This is a genomic window from Methanomassiliicoccales archaeon (assembly GCA_036504055.1).
Lineage (GTDB): Archaea > Thermoplasmatota > Thermoplasmata > Methanomassiliicoccales > UBA472 > DASXVU01.
This window is the reverse complement of record DASXVU010000020.1, coordinates 13,525-31,094: the sequence shown is the minus strand read 5'-3', so window position 1 is coordinate 31,094 and position 17,570 is coordinate 13,525. Positions and strand designations below refer to the sequence as shown.

General features: G+C 52.7%; 16 protein-coding genes. 6 read left to right on the top strand and 10 right to left on the bottom strand.

Translation table 11 applies throughout. The features are described 5' to 3' along the window. Positions 1 to 19: 19 nt before the first annotated feature. Entirely contained in the window at positions 20 to 421 is a 402-nt protein-coding gene (locus tag VGK23_04810) for a hypothetical protein (GenBank protein ID HEY3419855.1), read from the top strand. Positions 422 to 450: 29 nt separating this feature from the next. Here the strand turns inward: VGK23_04810 and VGK23_04805 are convergent, their stop codons facing one another. The 5 genes from VGK23_04805 to VGK23_04785 form a co-directional block, all read right to left on the bottom strand. After that, positions 451 to 906, bottom strand: a complete 456-nt coding sequence (locus VGK23_04805) for a YdeI/OmpD-associated family protein (protein HEY3419854.1) — start codon at positions 904 to 906, stop codon at positions 451 to 453. A 108-nt stretch (positions 907 to 1,014) separates the two neighbouring features. Then, positions 1,015 to 1,464, bottom strand: a complete 450-nt coding sequence (locus VGK23_04800) for a hypothetical protein (GenBank protein ID HEY3419853.1) — start codon at positions 1,462 to 1,464, stop codon at positions 1,015 to 1,017. A gap of 163 nt (positions 1,465 to 1,627) precedes the next feature. Next, a complete protein-coding gene (locus VGK23_04795; protein HEY3419852.1) occupies positions 1,628 to 1,891 on the bottom strand; it encodes a thioredoxin family protein in 264 nt (87 codons plus the stop codon). Positions 1,892 to 1,980: 89 nt separating this feature from the next. Next, entirely contained in the window at positions 1,981 to 3,750 is a 1,770-nt protein-coding gene (locus VGK23_04790; GenBank protein HEY3419851.1) for a cation:proton antiporter, read from the bottom strand. A 211-nt stretch (positions 3,751 to 3,961) separates the two neighbouring features. Next, on the bottom strand, positions 3,962 to 5,917 hold the full coding sequence (locus tag VGK23_04785; protein HEY3419850.1) for a hydantoinase/oxoprolinase family protein: 1,956 nt from the start codon (positions 5,915 to 5,917) through the stop codon (positions 3,962 to 3,964). Between the two features lie 361 nt (positions 5,918 to 6,278). On the opposite strand from VGK23_04785, the gene VGK23_04780 reads away from it, so the two are divergent. Beyond that, positions 6,279 to 6,887, top strand: coding sequence for an acetate uptake transporter (locus tag VGK23_04780; GenBank protein HEY3419849.1), 609 nt, complete (start codon positions 6,279 to 6,281; stop codon positions 6,885 to 6,887). Between the two features lie 208 nt (positions 6,888 to 7,095). Here the strand turns inward: VGK23_04780 and VGK23_04775 are convergent, their stop codons facing one another. Further along, entirely contained in the window at positions 7,096 to 7,359 is a 264-nt protein-coding gene (locus VGK23_04775; GenBank protein ID HEY3419848.1) for a DUF5678 domain-containing protein, read from the bottom strand. 217 nt (positions 7,360 to 7,576) lie between these two features. On the opposite strand from VGK23_04775, the gene VGK23_04770 reads away from it, so the two are divergent. Then, positions 7,577 to 7,963 (top strand): carboxymuconolactone decarboxylase family protein, encoded by a 387-nt coding sequence (locus VGK23_04770; protein HEY3419847.1) that lies wholly within the window; start codon positions 7,577 to 7,579, stop codon positions 7,961 to 7,963. Between the two features lie 48 nt (positions 7,964 to 8,011). Here VGK23_04770 and VGK23_04765 read toward each other — a convergent pair whose 3' ends face one another. Both VGK23_04765 and VGK23_04760 read right to left on the bottom strand, forming a co-directional pair. Further along, a complete protein-coding gene (locus tag VGK23_04765) occupies positions 8,012 to 8,173 on the bottom strand; it encodes a hypothetical protein (protein ID HEY3419846.1) in 162 nt (53 codons plus the stop codon). 279 nt (positions 8,174 to 8,452) lie between these two features. Beyond that, positions 8,453 to 10,384, bottom strand: coding sequence for a PAS domain S-box protein (locus VGK23_04760; protein HEY3419845.1), 1,932 nt, complete (start codon positions 10,382 to 10,384; stop codon positions 8,453 to 8,455). A 552-nt stretch (positions 10,385 to 10,936) separates the two neighbouring features. Here VGK23_04760 and ftsZ point away from each other — a divergent pair. The 3 genes from ftsZ (at position 10,937) to VGK23_04745 (ending at position 14,344) form a co-directional block, all read left to right on the top strand. After that, positions 10,937 to 12,184, top strand: a complete 1,248-nt coding sequence (gene ftsZ, locus VGK23_04755; GenBank protein ID HEY3419844.1) for a cell division protein FtsZ — start codon at positions 10,937 to 10,939, stop codon at positions 12,182 to 12,184. Between the two features lie 353 nt (positions 12,185 to 12,537). Beyond that, the gene (locus VGK23_04750) at positions 12,538 to 13,575 is read left to right on the top strand and encodes an aldo/keto reductase (protein ID HEY3419843.1); all 1,038 of its coding nucleotides are present in this window, start codon (positions 12,538 to 12,540) and stop codon (positions 13,573 to 13,575) included. Positions 13,576 to 13,903: 328 nt separating this feature from the next. Beyond that, positions 13,904 to 14,344, top strand: a complete 441-nt coding sequence (locus VGK23_04745; GenBank protein HEY3419842.1) for a response regulator — start codon at positions 13,904 to 13,906, stop codon at positions 14,342 to 14,344. Between the two features lie 58 nt (positions 14,345 to 14,402). Here the strand turns inward: VGK23_04745 and VGK23_04740 are convergent, their stop codons facing one another. Then, positions 14,403 to 17,039, bottom strand: a complete 2,637-nt coding sequence (locus VGK23_04740) for an ATP-binding protein (protein HEY3419841.1) — start codon at positions 17,037 to 17,039, stop codon at positions 14,403 to 14,405. Further along, the gene (locus VGK23_04735; GenBank protein HEY3419840.1) at positions 17,021 to 17,344 is read right to left on the bottom strand and encodes a hypothetical protein; all 324 of its coding nucleotides are present in this window, start codon (positions 17,342 to 17,344) and stop codon (positions 17,021 to 17,023) included. The genes VGK23_04740 and VGK23_04735 overlap by 19 nt, the downstream gene beginning before the upstream one ends. Positions 17,345 to 17,570 lie beyond the last annotated feature (226 nt).

Genomic DNA, 17,570 nt, shown 5'->3' with positions numbered 1-17,570 from the left:
AGGGTCAAATGATTCCATCATGTCTGTGAATAACGAAGGAAATCGGCTAGAGCTGTCTGGCAACAGCGAGGATATCAGAAAATTCATAGCCGAGCTGAAAAGGATGCATTTTAACATCAGCAGGATGTCTGGCAGCTATACGAGCAACTTGTCGAACGGGGAAGGAGGTCTTGAGGTGTCTTTCACATGTAGGACCGAAGATGGTGAAATCGAGGCGATATACCGGGAGAAAACCCCCTCGTGCGCTTCAGTGGAAGAGGCGGAGGAGATGAGGATATTCAAGAAAATGACACTTCGGGTTCCTCAGGCTGTTTTCGATAAGGGAGAGCATCAAGACATCTTAGACCTGGCAAAGAAATGGCTTGGCAATATGGGGGTGGATGTTGAATTGGTTGTCACTGGCAAGATCGAGATGGAATGACGAACCGACTCTTTCTTCCGTAACGGCGTTCAGCTACTGCCCTCTTTGAGCCTTTCGATCGTTCTACGGACCCTCGCTGTCCTTGTATTAGACATCTTAGCGTCTTCGATATACTCGACGTGCTCCCGTTTACGCCGAGGAGGCAACGACTCGAATGTCTCGTTGGCGGATCGATCGTGCATCAGCGCCTCCTTCAGATCGTCCGGAAGTTCCAAAGGAGGAGATGGCAATGGTTCGACCCAGATTACGAATTCATCCCCGACATTCAAATGCGCCTCTAACAGTGTTCCTCGGTCAGGGTTAAGGTAATGTGTTCCGTCCCCGTTTGAGATGAACAAACCTTCAAAGCTTACTCCATTGATGGTCCCTTTGACCTGGACCTCTTCAAGGTCTCCTAATGAACGGCTTTGAGCTGCGTTGGTAACGATCGAAGGCCCTTCTCCTTTTGCTCCAGGACCTATCAGACGTGTCCGGAAGATCACCATTATTTGTCAGAATGGATTCATAGCAACTCGTATAAAAATTGACCTGGAGAAGCGGCTGGATCACGCCGACCTCTCCAAGAGGCATGCGTCTGAACAGGCCAGATGGTCTTATTTCCATCTCGGCTGTGGCTGTTTCTCATGCTCCTTATGGCTGCTGGATTTCGTCTTGGACTTTAGCTCGGTCTTCTTAAGATCGCTGGCAGCCTCAGCCCTGCGTTCCTTGGCGGTCAGCTTTTTTGCGATCGGGGTCTCCTTGGCGGCGGTCGCTAGTCTCTTTGCCTCCAAATCTTCAACGCCTTTTCGATAATTGGCATCTGACAGCTTCTTTGCTTTGATCTTTTCAATGGCTTTGTTCGCCTTCGCAGAGGATTGTTTCTTGACCTTGGCCTTGAGCGCCGTCTTGGATTTTGCCACCACGTCCTTCACGGTCTTGACCGTCGCGACGGGCTTCTTGACGTCCGCCTTCTTTTCTGGTGCGATGGCTTTCTTGCTCTTCGTCACTTTCTTAGCCTCTGCCTTGGCCGGTTTGGCCTCTACCTTTGGCGTCTTCGGTGCCATACGAACATTGTCTATGCTACCGCCGTAAATATATATGTCCCTTAGGAAACGCCGCTCACGCCCGGTATGGTGTGGGCATCATACGTTCGTCAGTCTATTGGCATGAGATGGGCTTTGAATTGCCAGCGCGATGATCCTGGTCAATACTGCATACAGGCGGCCGTCACGCATAGGTGATGTCGTTCATGGCGTCCCGGATGATGTCCATGGTCTCCCTGATGAGGGGCACTCTCCCTTCCAGGACCAGCTTTCCGTTCACGAAAAGCGCGGGCACTCGTGTAACCCCACGCTCTCTTACCTGGATACCGTCTTGGAGTTTGACTATCTCGGCATCGATCTTCATCTCGTCGACCGCCTCGTGCACGACCTGCTCCAATTTCTTGCATTTGCCGCAGGTTGACGTGAACACCTCGATTTTAACTGTCATCCAATCACTCTCTAAGAGACAAATGGGACCCTCTCGTTCATCTATTCTCGCATAGGCTGTTCTGGAACTCGATCGTACCAGATACATCCTCAGCTCTTTTCGGCATCCGATTCTCTGCCCCCCGTCTCTATCGAATTTGAGAGGGCCGTTGTTACCCGGTCATACCGTCTGTCGATGACGTCCCATGCCAGCCAGGACACGATCATCACTCCTATCACAACTTCGAAGGAAGAGATTGGCAACCCCTTAATGGACGGCAGCAGCGGGTATATCAGGACGATCAACAGGATGAAGGATATGGCGGTGCCGATGTTCATGAACAAGCGATAGGTTCGCATCATTGCCGAAAGGCTGTGATTCCGTTCATGGGCCGATTGCATCGATAGGCTGATGGCGATAACACTGATCCTTTGGGCCAGATGGATCGTTGCTGGGATTATCACGATCAATGCCATGACCAGCAGGACGACGGAGGCAATTGAATCACTGCCAGAGGCGGCTGTTACAAAATCCTTGATGATGGTGATAAGATTGATAGCCAGAAGAGTGCCGATTATCAGCACAAAGTCGATGAAGATCAGGTAGATCTGCTTATGCACGGTCGATCTTATCTTGGATGATTTGGCCATACTCTCTCTGGCCTCGAGCCGGGAGCCCTCTATACGAGACATGGTGTTGACCATCTTGGCCGGTGCCTTTTTGATCAGCCAACTGAAGACGCCAGGGGACGATCTGGAAATATAAGGGAGCATCACCATGGTGATCACCGCCGCCGCGATCACCGAGGAGTAGATGTCCATGCCTATCAGATTTCCGTCCAGAGCCACCTTGGCAACGACGAACGTGAACTCACCCATGGAGACCATGCTGGCAGCGATATAGAAGCTGGAACGTGACCTAAAGTTCGCAGCATAGCATCCGATGATGACACTAGTCATCTTCCCGACGATAAAGATAACGGCTATGGTTATGGCCAGAGGTAGACCCGCCCAGATCAGCCCTGGATCGAGCTGAAGGCCAATGGAGATGAAGAAGATGGCCATGAACATCTCCTTCATGGGCTCCACCTTCCTCTCCACCACCTTTGAGCATGTGGATTGTGAGATGAGTATGCCAGCCAGGAAGGCACCGATGGCCACCGAGAGGCCAAGCGCGCTGGAGACTAGCGACAGACCGAAACCTATCCCTACCGCCACCAGGAAGAGCGTCTCCCCCGAATAGTGCTTGTTCACCCAGTCCATGAACCTTGGGATCAATGCCAATCCCATGACGACCGTGATGCCGATGAAAGAGACGATGATGACGATCGTTTCAACCATCGAGGTGGAGGTCGTTCCCCCGATGATCGGGGTCGCCAAGGCAAGTATGACGATCAGTCCGATATCTTCCATTATCAGTATGCCAGTTACCGCACGGGACAACCTTCCCTTCATATGCTCGTTGTCCTTGATGACCCCCAGAACCACAGCGGTACTGGCACAAGAGATGGTGACTCCCAGGAACAGTGCCTGGGCGCTTTCCATTCCCAGCCCCAATCCCAGTGCATAGCCGATCACCACCATCATCGTCATCTCGATGGCGACGATGATCATCGCATAGGATGCCACCTTCTTCAGGCCTCGGAGGTTGAGCTCCAGGCCGATATAGAACATCAGCAAGACGATACCCATGCTAGCGAAGATCGTTACGGTGGATTCCTGTATGACCACTTCGGGGAATATATGCGGGCCGAGAAGAAAGCCAGCGATCAGATAGCCGATGATCGTGGGAAGTTTAAGCTTCTTGAGGACGATGGAGCATACACCCGATACTATCAGCATCAATGTGATATCGAACAGTAGTACGGTCTCCGAGCTCATCGATCATCCTTACATCCAATGTAATAATGGTCTCATTGATATTTTTTGTTAGAATGATTGAGAATTTGATCATAAGTCTCTATGTCAAACCAAGAGGTCGGTCCATTCTAGGCTTAGGACTGTCTTGGGATGGAGGTCGACTCCATCCCGGTGGGTGTTTGCATGGCACGCGCATAACGGTATTAACCATGCGACCCAGGAAATCATATCTTCAGACCGGGTCCCCGCTGGCCCTGGCGCACACCTTGATCCAATTCGATCTGTGTTTGAGCATTACGGTATCGATGCATTCATTTCCCTGATAGGCTTCGACCAATACCTTCACGTCCCTTGCGCCGGCCATCGTCGCTCTCCCTTTGACATAGGTGGACGCCATCTCCTTAGCCCTCACCACGGCATCCTGCTGATTTTCGAATTTCTCTGGTTCGGCCAATGAGGAGAATATCCAATAATGGCTGCCCCTTGGATATACCTGCAGGGTGATGGATTCTGATACCTTACTGCACACCGCACCGACCGCGTTGCCTACGTCGGCATGGGGCGGTATGACCACCTTGACGTCCAAACGCTTCTCCAGTTCCGGCACGAAAACATATGCCGGAGCACCTATGCCGACGATCGGGCGATCGAGCATGGCGTGTATCTTCATGGTACGGAAACCGGCCGCACCGAGGCTGGCGCGTATCATATAGTCAAGGGACCGGGAGTTGGTGAGTTCCCCGGCCTCGTCATAGATAAGTTTCTTGATTATCTCGGCGCCTACGCGGGTGACCATCTCCTCCATGAAGGTATCGATGAACTGTTCTGACGTAACCCCCAACCGGTTCGCGAAGATGTCGATGCCTTCCATCGAAGCCGCCACATCGCCGGATACGTACACCCCCTTGGCGTGCATGATGTCGGTCGGGGTGAGGCCGGTCTGGGAGATGAACCCCTTGGCCTTCAACGACTTGATGTTCTCAGGAACATAGGTGCGATCCTCCAAGGCGTCATGAAGTTCATACAGAGTGCATAGTCCAAATGTCTTTATGTAATCATACACCAGTGCATCATCCCAGGTCAGACCGGTCGGGTCCCTTTCATACCAGGTATAGAAGGTGGTCATTCTGGTGGTCTTGATCTTTTCCAGCACATACGGATTACGTTTAGAAGCGACCGCCAAAGGTGTCACCCTGTCCGGGCCGATCTCGATACTTCCATGGCTGTCCATTTGCACATCCGAATCGCCACCCAACCCGCTGGTCCAGATATCGATGGCCCTTACCCTGGTTCTCCAGTTACCCACCGTCGCTCCTTCTTTCGTGATCCTGGGGAACCCTTTGTCGAGATAGGCGATATCCGTGGAGGTGCCGCCTATGTCCAGTACGATACAGTTGTCCAATCCCGACAGCAAGCGACCGCCCATGAGACTGGCAGCCGGGCCGGAAAGCACGGTCTCGACCGGCCTCTCCCTGGCCACCGCCATGCTCATCATCGATCCGTCACCCTTGAACACCATGATCTGGCCATTGATTTTCCTCTTGCGGAGGGATTCCTCCACACCGGTCAGGAACTCGCCGATGATGGGGATAAGCTTCGCATTCAGCACGGCGGTGATGGTCCTTTCCGTTACTCCCAGCTCTGAGGTAAGGTCATGCCCCGCGACCACCAATCGGTCCGTCCTCTCCAGTATCATCCGGCGGGCGATCTCTTCGTGTTCCGGGTTATGGACGCTGAAGATGCTGGAGACAACGATGGCATCGACCTTGCCTATCATAGAGTTGAGGGCATGTTCCATCTGGAACATATTCAACGGAGCGCGTTCCCTTCCATTCACCGCATGCCCTCCTCCGACCGAGTGCACTATCTTGGCACCCAGGTCGCACTCCGGGTTCGGTACCCATCCGATGCATATGACACCGACCGATCCTCCTTTGCCGGTCAGGATGGAATTGGTCGCAAGGGTGGTGGAAAGGCCCACCAGTTTGATCTCGTCAACTGAGAATGCGCCAGACGACAGAACACCATCGACCGCTCCCAGCATACCGATCGATAGGTCCGAATATGTGGTGGGAGATTTCGAAGTGGCCAAAACCTTCATGGAACTCATGTCAACGATGGCTGCATCGGTGAATGTTCCGCCCGTGTCGATCCCTAGGCCGAGGATCCTTGAACTTGTTGGAGCCATTTTTCTAACCCCTGTTAAGGACTCAGTGAACAGAGGGATTCAATATACTTTCTAAAACTCGTACACAAAAGGTTAGACTTATGGAACAAAGATCAAGACAGATCATGGCCTTCCAGAGCAATGCCTTTACCGCAGACCGATACAACCCTTAACTCATAATTTCTAGTTCTGAATGAAAGTTTCCAGGTAATGATAATTGAACAACCTCATATTCTTCACGTTTGGGATAAAGAGACCAATTTGTGCCATGTTTTTCGAAAAAGAATTAACAAATGTTAGCATAATCTGCGCATTTGAAAGCTATTTCATTTGGCTGAGAAGCGGTTGACGATTATCCTACCCGTGGGAGCATTCAAATGTAATGGTCGCATACCCTGGGCAAAAGCGAGTTGAAGCGGTCTTGAGCAATGACACCACTGCTAATCCAGCCCCACTCGGGCTGATGGGATTCGGATTGACGACGATACTGCTGAGCCTGAGCAATGCTGGCTATTTTGCCGTGGGAGCTGCGATCCTTACGATGGGGCTGTTCTTCGGCGGAGCGGCCCAGATCATCGCCGGTATCATGGAGTATAAGCAAGGCAACACTTTCGGAATGACCGTGTTCTGCAGTTTCGGGTTTTTCTGGGTAGTGGTCATAATGACGATATTGGCCCCCAGGATCGGACTTGCCAAGGTTGAGGATACCCAGGCAATGGCTTGGCTCTTCTTCTTGTGGGGAGTTTACGTCGTCTATCTCACGATCGGAACGCTCCGCACGAACCGGCTGATGCAGTTCACCTTCGCCATGCTCGGTATTGTGCTCTTCCTGCTATCGGCGTCAGATGCCTTCGGAAATGCCGACATCAAGGTCCTGGCCGGATACATGGGCATACTGGCCGGTGCCGGGGCAGTCTATATGGCCGCTTCCCATGTGCTGCTGGAATCGATCGGAAGGAATGTCCTCCCGTTATTCCCGATCAAGAAGTAGGAGACGTCTCAAAATCCATTCCCTTCCGTCTGCCAGGACGATTCAGTGCCTGGCGATGGAGATGCTTTTTCTTTGAACTTAATTCTTGATAGATTCACAAGAGTGAATCCGACGGCGACGGTCACGATCAGCGAGAATGACCTAGGCCTGGTTGAAACGGTTGCGTCTGGAATCATCGAAAAAGGTAAGGAAAGAAGAAAGGTTCCAGTCACTCTTGTTTTTTGGAATATCCTGCATCCGTGACCATAGCTGTTGGGGCGACGAAGTAGACCGAATACTCATTGCCACCCGCCAATTGGTTGGCTAGGATCTCCACCTCTGATTGGGTGGAAGCGACAGCGATTATCTTCTGGTCCATGACAGCGATCCAATCCCTGGCATGTTCCTGCATGAGGTCGATGTAGTTCGCCTTGAACCATTCGTCATTGCTCAGGTCAGTCTCACTTTCGTTCATTTCATCTTCGTCAGACATTTTAGATTACCTTGCATGTTCTCTATTGCCTCTCCTGGCAATTTAATATTTTCTTATGCCGCTTTCAAACACTCCAAGAGCCCGACTGAATGCCTACCGTCTGAAAAAAAAACGTTCTGGAGGTTATGGAAATAGCAGCTGATCAGGGGCCTGTTCCGGATGCCCAGACCATGTTTAAAGTACCCCGAGCTCCGAGGCTACCTTAGAGGCATGAGAATTGAACGACTACGAGGAGACATTGAGAGAGATCGAATCGACGATCGGCATCGTGCCAGGTTTCATGAGGGCGTTGCCCGAAGAGGTTCTCATCCATGATTGGCCCCTTTGGAAGAAGTACTCCCTTGAGGATAGTGAGATCCCGGCAAAATACAGAGAGCTGATGGGTCTGTCGGTCGCGGGGAACATAAAGTGTCCCTACTGCGCGTTCCTCCACACCGCGATGGCACGCATGGCCGGGGCCACTGACGATGAGATTGCTGAGACAGCGTTTCTGGCGAGCCTGACCGCGAGATGGAGCGCAATGCTCCATGCCCAGCAATATGACATCAAGACACTTGAGAAAGAGGGAGAACAGATAGGAGCGTATCTATCCAAGAAGAAATGATGGCGAGGGGTCTCGAGCTGCTTCCTTGTTAGAAAAGATTTCGAGGCCTCATCGGCGAGACCTCCATTCCACATAGTTGCCATGGGTCCGGTCCGGGCTGACCTTGCACAGTTCCTTTCTGGCAGCTGAACAGCTCCGGAAGAACAGGCAGTTGTGGCAGGACCGGACGATGACGGGCTCTGTTTCGATGCTGTGGCCCATCCTTTTCATCTGCTTCGGAGAGGATTCCCTGTTCTCACCCTCTATATGCGAAAAAAGGCGCTCTTTGTATATGCGGCCTGTTCGCCAATTATCAATAACGGTAATAGCGAGAAAATCTCCCATGGACCAATCAGGTTGGATCCTGATTGTTCAGAATGAATTTCCAGTCTCTGCTCCCTTCAAAAAGATACAGCGGTGGAAGCAGATTAGATCGAAATTGCGGTAATTGCGCTGGATTATCGACCATTAAGGAGCATATGCATCGAGATCGGATATTCCAGGGAGAGCTCAGAAAGGTTGATCCATCAGATCGATAGATGTCTTTGAATCTCTCAATCCACCTTTGGGAGGTCTCATGACAAATCGAGCCCCCGATCCCGTGCTCCCTTCTTCCGTGATCTGGATACCGGTGATCGATAGGATCTCGCGCGATAGGAACAGTCCAAATCCATGGTCCTTTCCAGTACCTCGTGCGAACAGTATTTTCTTCATCGAGACAGGGATCCCGGCTCCGTCGTCCTCACAAACGATCGACCTTGTACCGTCTTTCTCATCGACGTAGAACCGAATCAGGGTGGTTGTCCATCCATGCCTGAGCGCGTTATCGACCAGATTATGGAACACCTTGATGATTAGAGGGTCAGCGAACCACTCGATGCCGGATGGTACTTCGTTCTGCAACCGGACATGTCCGAGACAGACCTCTGCCGAGCTTCTCTCGACCAACGATCGTACATCCTGCCATGTCGGGAGATTTTCTCCGATATCCTCGTATTCCTTGGTGAACTGGATCATGGAAGATATGCGTTCCGCCGCGGTCCTGGCCTTGATGAGACGCTGCTCGGAGGAAACGCTGACATGATCCCCCTCCAATAACGACAGATATCCAGTAAGCGCTACGAGTTGGTTGTTGATGTCATGCCTGGTGATGCTTGACAATAGATTGAGCTTGCGGTTCGCCAGATGGAGGGCCATCTCGATGTATTTCCTTTCGGTGATGTCATGAGAGAATATCAGGATCCCGCTCTCCTCTTCGGTCGGGCCGGGCACATGGGTGAAAACCGATAGGAGCCATAGTTCCCTTCCAGAAAGGCAGACCAGGTCCTCATATTCATTTGGCTTATCTGAGGTGATGGCCATTTTGATACGTTCGAGGTAGGTCTTTCCCAGCTCTCCGAAAAGATCCTCGACGTTGCAGCCGATGAAGTCCTCTGGTTTGCCGCCAAGATAATCGGCCGCGATGGAATTCGTAAAGATCAGATTGCCATCAACGGTCCAGTACCCAAGACCGAGCCCGGCATTGTCGAGGATGGCCCGGTGCATGACCTCGCTCTCCCTCAAAGTGCGCTCGGCCTCGATCCGTTCGCCGATGTCCATTCCCAGCCCCATGAAGAAGGACGTGTCCTTGGTATCGAATCGCCTCGCTGTTAGCAGGAAGGGAATTTGGCGCCCGTCCTTCATGAGCAGAGGGGCCTCGATGCTCGCCTGTCCATCCTCCATACAGCTATTGATGGCAGCCAGCACTGCTTCGGAGTTATCAGGAAGATGCCAGGACAGGACATGCTTGCCAATCATCTCCTCAGGAGAGTAGCCGCTGACTTGCTGATGGTTCTTGTTCCAACGGACCAGGCGGAGCGATTCTGCCTCGTAGAGATAGAATATCCCCGGAAGGCTGTCCATGAGGGATTCTGAGAACGCCATCTCCTTTCCGAGCTCTTCCTGGGCTCGGACTATCTCCCCCAGTTGGGCCCGAAGCTCAACCTCGGCCGATTCCAACTCCTCGTTGACCACCCGCAATTCCTCGTTATGGCTCCTGGTCGATTCCTCTGTCCGATATCTTCTCACCGCAGCGTGGATGTGATGGCTGAGCTCTGCGAAGGGTATCCCGGCCTTACCTCCCTTCAAAAGATATGCGTCGGCACCGCTGTTCAGGGCATCGATGACCAATTCCTCTCGGCTTTTACCGGTCAAAATGATGAAAGGGATTCGGTCACCCTTCGCTCGCAACGATTTTAGGAATGAGATGCCGTCCTCTTCCGGCATCTGATAATCAGAGACTACGGCATCATAAGTGTTAGTGGAAAGGGCTTTCCTGGCCTCACTTACCGAATGGCATGTATGGACCTCAATGTCCCCTGGGCTGTCCAGATGTTCCTTCACCAAGGTGCAGATGTCCGGTTCATCGTCTACGACCAATATCCTGATCCTATACGTGGCCATTCTTAACCAACACGTTAACGGGAGAATAGTATTTATTGCCTAGACAAATGATTCCAACATTCAATAATACTGAAGCGGCCATCTGTCTCGACGTGATCCCGGGTTTCATTTTGGTTTAAGGCAACGCTGTTGACATCGAACTTAGCTGGACATGGGGAAGCTCTTCTAAACAAGCATCATGGACCAAACCGGTTTTGTTCCTCCTTGGAAATCGATCCGGTCTTCTATCCTTTGGAGACCGATTGATATACGTCCGTTAAGAGGCCGCTTCATGCAAGGTAGAATGACCCGGTGGATGGCATGGGAAGGTTGTACGGGCATCTCAATTGTGCGATGGGCAGAGAACCATTATGAAGGGACGCCGCGATCGGTCAGGCATGATCGGTCCGGTAACATAGGTCTTCAAGACCTCTTTGCCAGATAAAGGAAAGGATGGTAACCTCCCAGCGCTCTGTATCTGACCGTCATTCCTTGGCCGCTGCCACTAGAATATTTTCTCAGATTAGGATTATTTATATCCTGGATGACAATACCGGTTCAGAGGGATGCACTATGCCAAGTTCTTTTGTTAAAGAAGCGCTAGCTAACGCTGGAGTAAAGCAACCGGCCAATGCAGAGATGGGAAATCAACAGGCAGCGGCACAACCTGCATATCAGCCAGCACCGCAGGCAATGAGCTCGACCGACGAGGAATTACTGAGGATCGCAGCATCTTTGGACGTCTGCATCAAGATCGTTGGATGCGGCGGCGGTGGCAGCAACACCATCAACCGATGTGTAGACGCCGGGATAGCTGGGGGGCAGCTCTGCGCCATCAACACCGATGCCAAGCACCTGCTGACCATCCGGGCGCCGAAGAAGATATTGATCGGCAAGTCCAAGACCAGGGGGCTGGGAGCAGGGGCGAGGCCAGAGGTCGGAGAGGAGTCTGCCCGCGAGAATGACAGCGAGATCAGGGACTTCCTGAGCGGCGCGAACATCGTCTTCGTGACGGCAGGAATGGGGGGCGGGACCGGAACTGGTTCAGCGCATTATGTCGCCGGCATCGCCAAGGAACAGATCAGGGCACTGACCCTGGGGATCGTTACCCTGCCTTTCAAGGCAGAGGGAACGATGCGCATGGAGAACGCCCTTTCCGGCCTTAACAAGCTGAGGCAGGTCTGCGATACCACCATCGTCGTCCCGAACGACAAGCTCCTGGAAATGGTCCCAAAGCTTCCCGTTGAAGCAGCATTCAAGGTGGCAGACGAGGTGCTCATGCAGACCATCAAGGGGCTGACCGAGATCATCACCAAGCCCGGACTGGTCAACCTTGACTACGCCGATATCCAGACCGTCATGAACGAGGGCGGCGTGGCATTCGTCGGAATCGGCGAAGGGAACACGGACAACGATGACCGCGTGGGTGCGGCCGTACATGAGGCGCTCACCTCCCCGATGCTCGGCGAGGTCGATCTCAAGGGAGCGAAAGGTGCCCTGATCCGCGTGGTCGGAGGGCCGGACATGACGGTCGGCGAGGCCCAGAGGGCCGCCGAGATCGTGACCAAGTCCATCAGCGAGAGGGCCCGGATCATATGGGGTTGTTCCATAGAGCCAGAACTGACTGGAACGATCAAGATCCTCCTGATCATAACCGGAGCCAAGAGCCAATACATGCTGGACAGTCGCGGAATGGGCGGCATGAACACTCAGCCATCGAGGGGGCCAGCACAGTCACAGTATGCGCGCAATCCCTCCCCCCAACCGCAACAATATCAGCAGGCGAGGCAGAACAACGACGACGTTGATTTCGTGCGCTGAACCTGGGGGCAAACGGGAATTGCGTCGGCTGGACGCACCCTCTAGGATTGAGGGTCGCGTCCAAATATCCAAGCGTCGCAGGAACTGACGGAAGGGCAGGTTACAGAGGTCCATCCATTATGGGCTACGGAAAAGTTCTGGATCAGGTCCCGCATCAGTCGAAGTGCACCCTCTATGCCACCGGCGACACTCAATGGTAACGACGTAATCCTCGGCCTTATCCACCGCTCGGTGCTCTTAACAAGCAATTGAACGATGCTCCATCAGTCATCCTCCCGAAAAAAGCTGACCAGGTAATTTGATATAAGACGGATTCAGAACAACTCCCCATCTATTCGGTAATGGGGAATGGCATGAAGTATAAGAAACTGGGAATGACCGGTCTTCTGGTATCAGAAATGACCCTGGGAACGATGACCTTTGGAGGAGGCGGGGTTTGGTCAGCCATCGGCGAACTGAAGCAGGAGCAGGCCAACGAGATAATCAAGGCCTCTCTTGACTCCGGTATCAATATGATAGACACCGCCAACGTTTATTCGAATGGCGAATCAGAACGCATGGTGGGTCGGGCCCTGAAAAGCTTGGAGGTTCCAAGAGAGAGCGTCGTCATCGCCACCAAGGTGGCAGGTGGCATGGGTTCTGGACCGAACGACGCTGGACTGGGCCGCAAGCATATAATGAGTCAGGTAAAGGCAAGTCTGGAACGCCTCCAGACGGATTACATAGACCTTTACCAGATACATGCCCCCGACCCTACCACACCCATCGAAGAGACCATGGGTGCGTTGAACGACCTGGTGAGGAGCGGATTGGTCAGATACGTGGGCTGCAGCAACCTACGCGCCTGGGAGGTGATGAAGGCCAACCACCAGGCTAATGTTCATGGCTGGGCCAGATTCGAGAGCGTTCAATCATATTACAGCATAGCCGGCCGGGACATCGAGCGGGAGATAGTTCCAATGCTCGAGGACCAGCGTCTAGGTCTTTTGATCTGGAGCCCGCTGGCCGGTGGCCTTCTGAGCGGAAAGTTCAGAAAAGGAGAGATGGCACCGGAGGGTTTGAGACGTACCGTGTTCGATTTCCCGCCGGTGGACATGGAAAGGGCCTATCCCATAATCGACCTTATGCAGGAGATAGCAAATGCCCGCCAGGTTTCCGTGGCCAGGGTGGCGTTGGCTTGGTTGCTAAGTCGTGATTTCGTGACCAGCGTGATCATCGGGGTCAAGACGGTGGGTCAACTCCGGGACAATCTCGAAGCTGCTTCACTGCATCTCAGTGATGACGAGTTCAACCGCCTTGATGATGTGAGCCGGCTCCGCCCTGAATATCCTGGCTGGATGGCCCCAAGGGAAGGAGGCTCCTTCTCCGATCGGAGGAGGTTCATGAAATAGAAACGGCGGGCGTATTTGGCCGGCACCATCGCCATATAGTAAGATTTGGCGGTCGACGAATGGAATTGTCGTAGGTGAAATACCAACTTGATGCAGCGGTCGAGATGATGTTTGTATAAATATTCCCGAAGGTTCGCAATCACTCTCCGGTAAAAATATCGCTGTAAACTGCACGCTTGTTCAAATATGCAGGGTACTAATCGTACGACATTATGTTCGCACGAACTCAGATCCGATCAGGAGGGAATGGAGCATCCTCATCCCTCAATGAAAACAAAGGACCGGAGATTCGGATCAGAGGGCCAACCGCTGCCGAGGAGATAGAGAAATGATGGGCCACCGTTGCATGCGAGTCCTATTGGTCGAGGACAATAGGGCCGATGCTAGGATGGTCCAGGCCTTGCTGGAAGAAACTGGCATGCCGACATCTGTCACCTTGGTGACAGATGGTGAAAAGGCCATCGAGGTCATGGAATCTGCGGCAAAGGGGGAGTCTTTGGCCCCCGATCTAGTGCTCTTGGACATCAATCTTCCCAAGAAGAACGGCCATGAGGTTCTGGTCTCGATCCGGGAGAACGCTCGAAACACGAAAACGATGGTCGTGATGTGTTCAGGTTCAAGCGCAATCGAGGATATTAGGCGCTCGCGCAGCAACGGCGCCGGCGCCTATCTGCTCAAACCGATCGGCATGGAAGAGATGGACGAGGTAATAATCCGATTAAGAAACATTCTGGTTTCTCTCGACCAGGGAACGACCCTGCTCACCTAGGATGGATCTCGAGAAGCGGTATTTAAGGAGTGGGCGGGCATGCTGGAACCATCGGAATTCACCTGGTCGCCTCATCCGTCAAAGGCGTTTCCGCTTTGACCGCCGATGTCCGGTCGCCATCCTTTGCCAGGACTGCTTCTATCTTGGCTGAGAGGTCCTGCATCGTGAAGGGTTTCTGCAGCACATCGGCGAAACCATATTCTTGAGGGTGGGCCATGATCGGATCGTTGGAATATCCGCTGGAAACGATCACTTTAGCATAAGGGTCTATGGACCTGATTCCTTGTATGGCCTCCTTCCCGCCCATGCCGCCCCGTATCGTGAGGTCCATGATGACCGCGTTGAACGGCCGCCCGGATGAGAAACGTTCTTGATAGGTCTTTATCGCCTCCTCACCGGTCCTGACTCCCTCCACCTTGTAGCCGAAGTTCTCCAGCATCATCTGCAGCACATCCAAGATGGACTCCTCATCATCCATCACTAGGATCCTCCCATGCCCGGCAGTCTCGACCTTATGCATCTGGGATGATTGTTCGGCGTTGTCCTCGGTCGCCGGGAGGACCACGGTGAATTTGGTCCCCACCCCCAACATGGATTCGACGGTAACGGTCCCCCCATGATTCCTGACTATCGATCTGACGGTGGAAAGGCCGAGACCGGTCCCGGTCGCCTTGGTGGTGAAGAACGGGTCGAAGATCTTGTCCAGATGTTCCTGGGGAATTCCTGAGCCTTCATCCTTTATCTCGATGCAGACCCGGGGATGGTTATCTCCCAAGCCTGATTCCGATTCCGTCTCGAGATTCTTCATCCTGATGGATAGATTTCCCCCGTTCGGCATGGCCTGCATCGCGTTGATGATGAGATTGTTGATGACCTGTTCGATCTGGATCGGGTCTGCCGATATCATTCGGAGCCCGCTGTCTATGTCAACGGTGGGGACCAATTGGGAACCGGCAAGAACGAACTCCACCGTCGAGGGGACCAGAACCTTCAGGTCCACCACCTCCTTGACCGGCTGTCCTCCCTTGGAGAAGGTCAGCAGCTGCTGCGTAAGGTTCCTTGCCCTCATGGCCGAACGAACGGACTCCTGCAAGCGGTGGACATGTTTTTCGTCCTCCGGATGATCTAGTATGGCGATCTCCGTGTTGCTGACGATGGAGGCCAGCATGTTGTTGAAATCATGTGCTATCCCTCCGGCCAGGACTCCGAGGGACTCCAGCTTTTGATTCCTGGCCATCTCCTGCTCCAGACGCTGACGCTCGGTAATGTCGATGCCTACTGCCTGCACCTCTTGCAGAACACCCTCTTCATCGAACATTCCCTTCGCCCTCCAGAGGATGTTCTGAGTGCGGCCGTTCGGTCTCAAGAGGACATGCTCATACTCGCCGACCGGATTTTCCAAGGTCATGCTGGTGATGAACTTGTTCAAGCCCCGGGAATCCCAAAAGTTGGGGAATTTATACACATTCAGCTCACTAAAGGGGATCCCGACCTGATCCAGATACTGTTCGATGACCTTATTGGCGAAGGTGACCTTCCCGTCAGGCCGGAATGAGATGATCGCCTCGGTCTGGTTGTCGACCACCATCCGGTATTTCCGCTCGCTCTCCGCCAGCTTTTCCTGGGCCTCGGCCTTCCGCATGAGCTCCTCTATCTTCTTCCGCTCGGTGAGCTCATGCAGTACGATAAGGTTCCCCAGTGTTGCAGTGTAGCCGATCCTATATACCTCGACATTAACCTCGAAGCTACGACCAGACGGGTCGACGACCTCGGGCGGCAGGTCCTTGATGTCATTCAGATATGGAAGGCCTTTGAAGTAAGGGAAAGATGTGAAAACCTCCGAGAACGATTTCCCGATCACTCCCTTTGCCTGGTCTCCCAAGTATCTTTGGCATGCGTGGTTGACTATCGTCACCCGGCCGCGGGAGTCGACGGTGATGATATTGTCTTGGATCACGTCAAGCATTTTCTCTTTGCTCGCCGGGGCGAGGTCGAACACCCCGAACTTGAAGGAGTACAGATAGATCGCCGCCGCGGATATGGCATAGCCCAGATTTCCAGGGTAGACCGCGTTGAGATCTTGAAAGAAATATGAGGCGATGATATAGGAATGGATGAGCACCACCCCTCCCAGAAATGCAAATGCCAAGCCCTTGGACCCATCTCGGTAGACGTACAGGAAGAGGTAAAAAGCGAATGCCGACCCGACAATGTCAAAGTAGGCGATCCAAATGTAGCCCATGAAGGATGGGCCTACGATCAATATAGGATCCAGCATGGAATGACCGTCCGTTAGGCTCTGTGAACTGGTAAAGAAGTGCAGCCACGGATCGGTGAGTATTGCGAATGCGGCCAGTGATGGTACGATCATCAGAGGTAGGAATATCTTTGTCTTGAACGGGTCGAACCTCTGGGTGATCTCCAGGGCCATGAACAGGAAGCAGGTGAAGACGACGATGAAGAGCATCGAGGAAACGTAGTAAAGAATGGTTTTGACCTCTAGATTGTCAGAATAGAGCTGGATGATCTCAACCAGGCAGGCCACCGATGTCATCGGGAGCATGATGAGGCCCGCCTTTATCATCAACGGACGGCGGCCCATTATGATGCTGAATATCCACATGTTTAGGAATAAGAGAATGGATAGAGCAGCCACGAAGATCTCGAAAAGCATCTTCACCTTCCAGATATGCAACAATATATCGCTGTTCGACGTATTATAAGGGTTGCCATAATAATATCACATTCGGAATTATTAACCGGGAAGGATACTTCTTGAGCGGAACGATCACCACGGACGCGGACTACTATGGTTTCAGGACATATATCGGTCTTTACGTTCCCTAACTCAGTTATTTGACCTCCCCCTGAGAACAATTTTTCAATCCGATTCTTTATCTTCGAATAATCTTCATCAACGGCATCAGTCGCCTTGGTCAGCGCTCCGTCCAGGCCAATAAGGTTCTGAGTGATCCCATCCACAAGGGTCTCGAATCCCATATCGATGGCGTGGTCACCTCTTTCATCTCACCTTAGATCTCGATCAGTGCGTATGCGACCACGAGAAGGAAGATTCTAAGAAGCACCAGTGGAAAGCCGTTCATGGTGCATATCGGAAATATGATATTGATAATGCTTCGGAGCGAAGGAAGCTGCGGCCATCGCCCTCCAGTATGCGGGTTATTGGACCAAATATGGTCGATCAGACGTCCTCATTATGACCTCC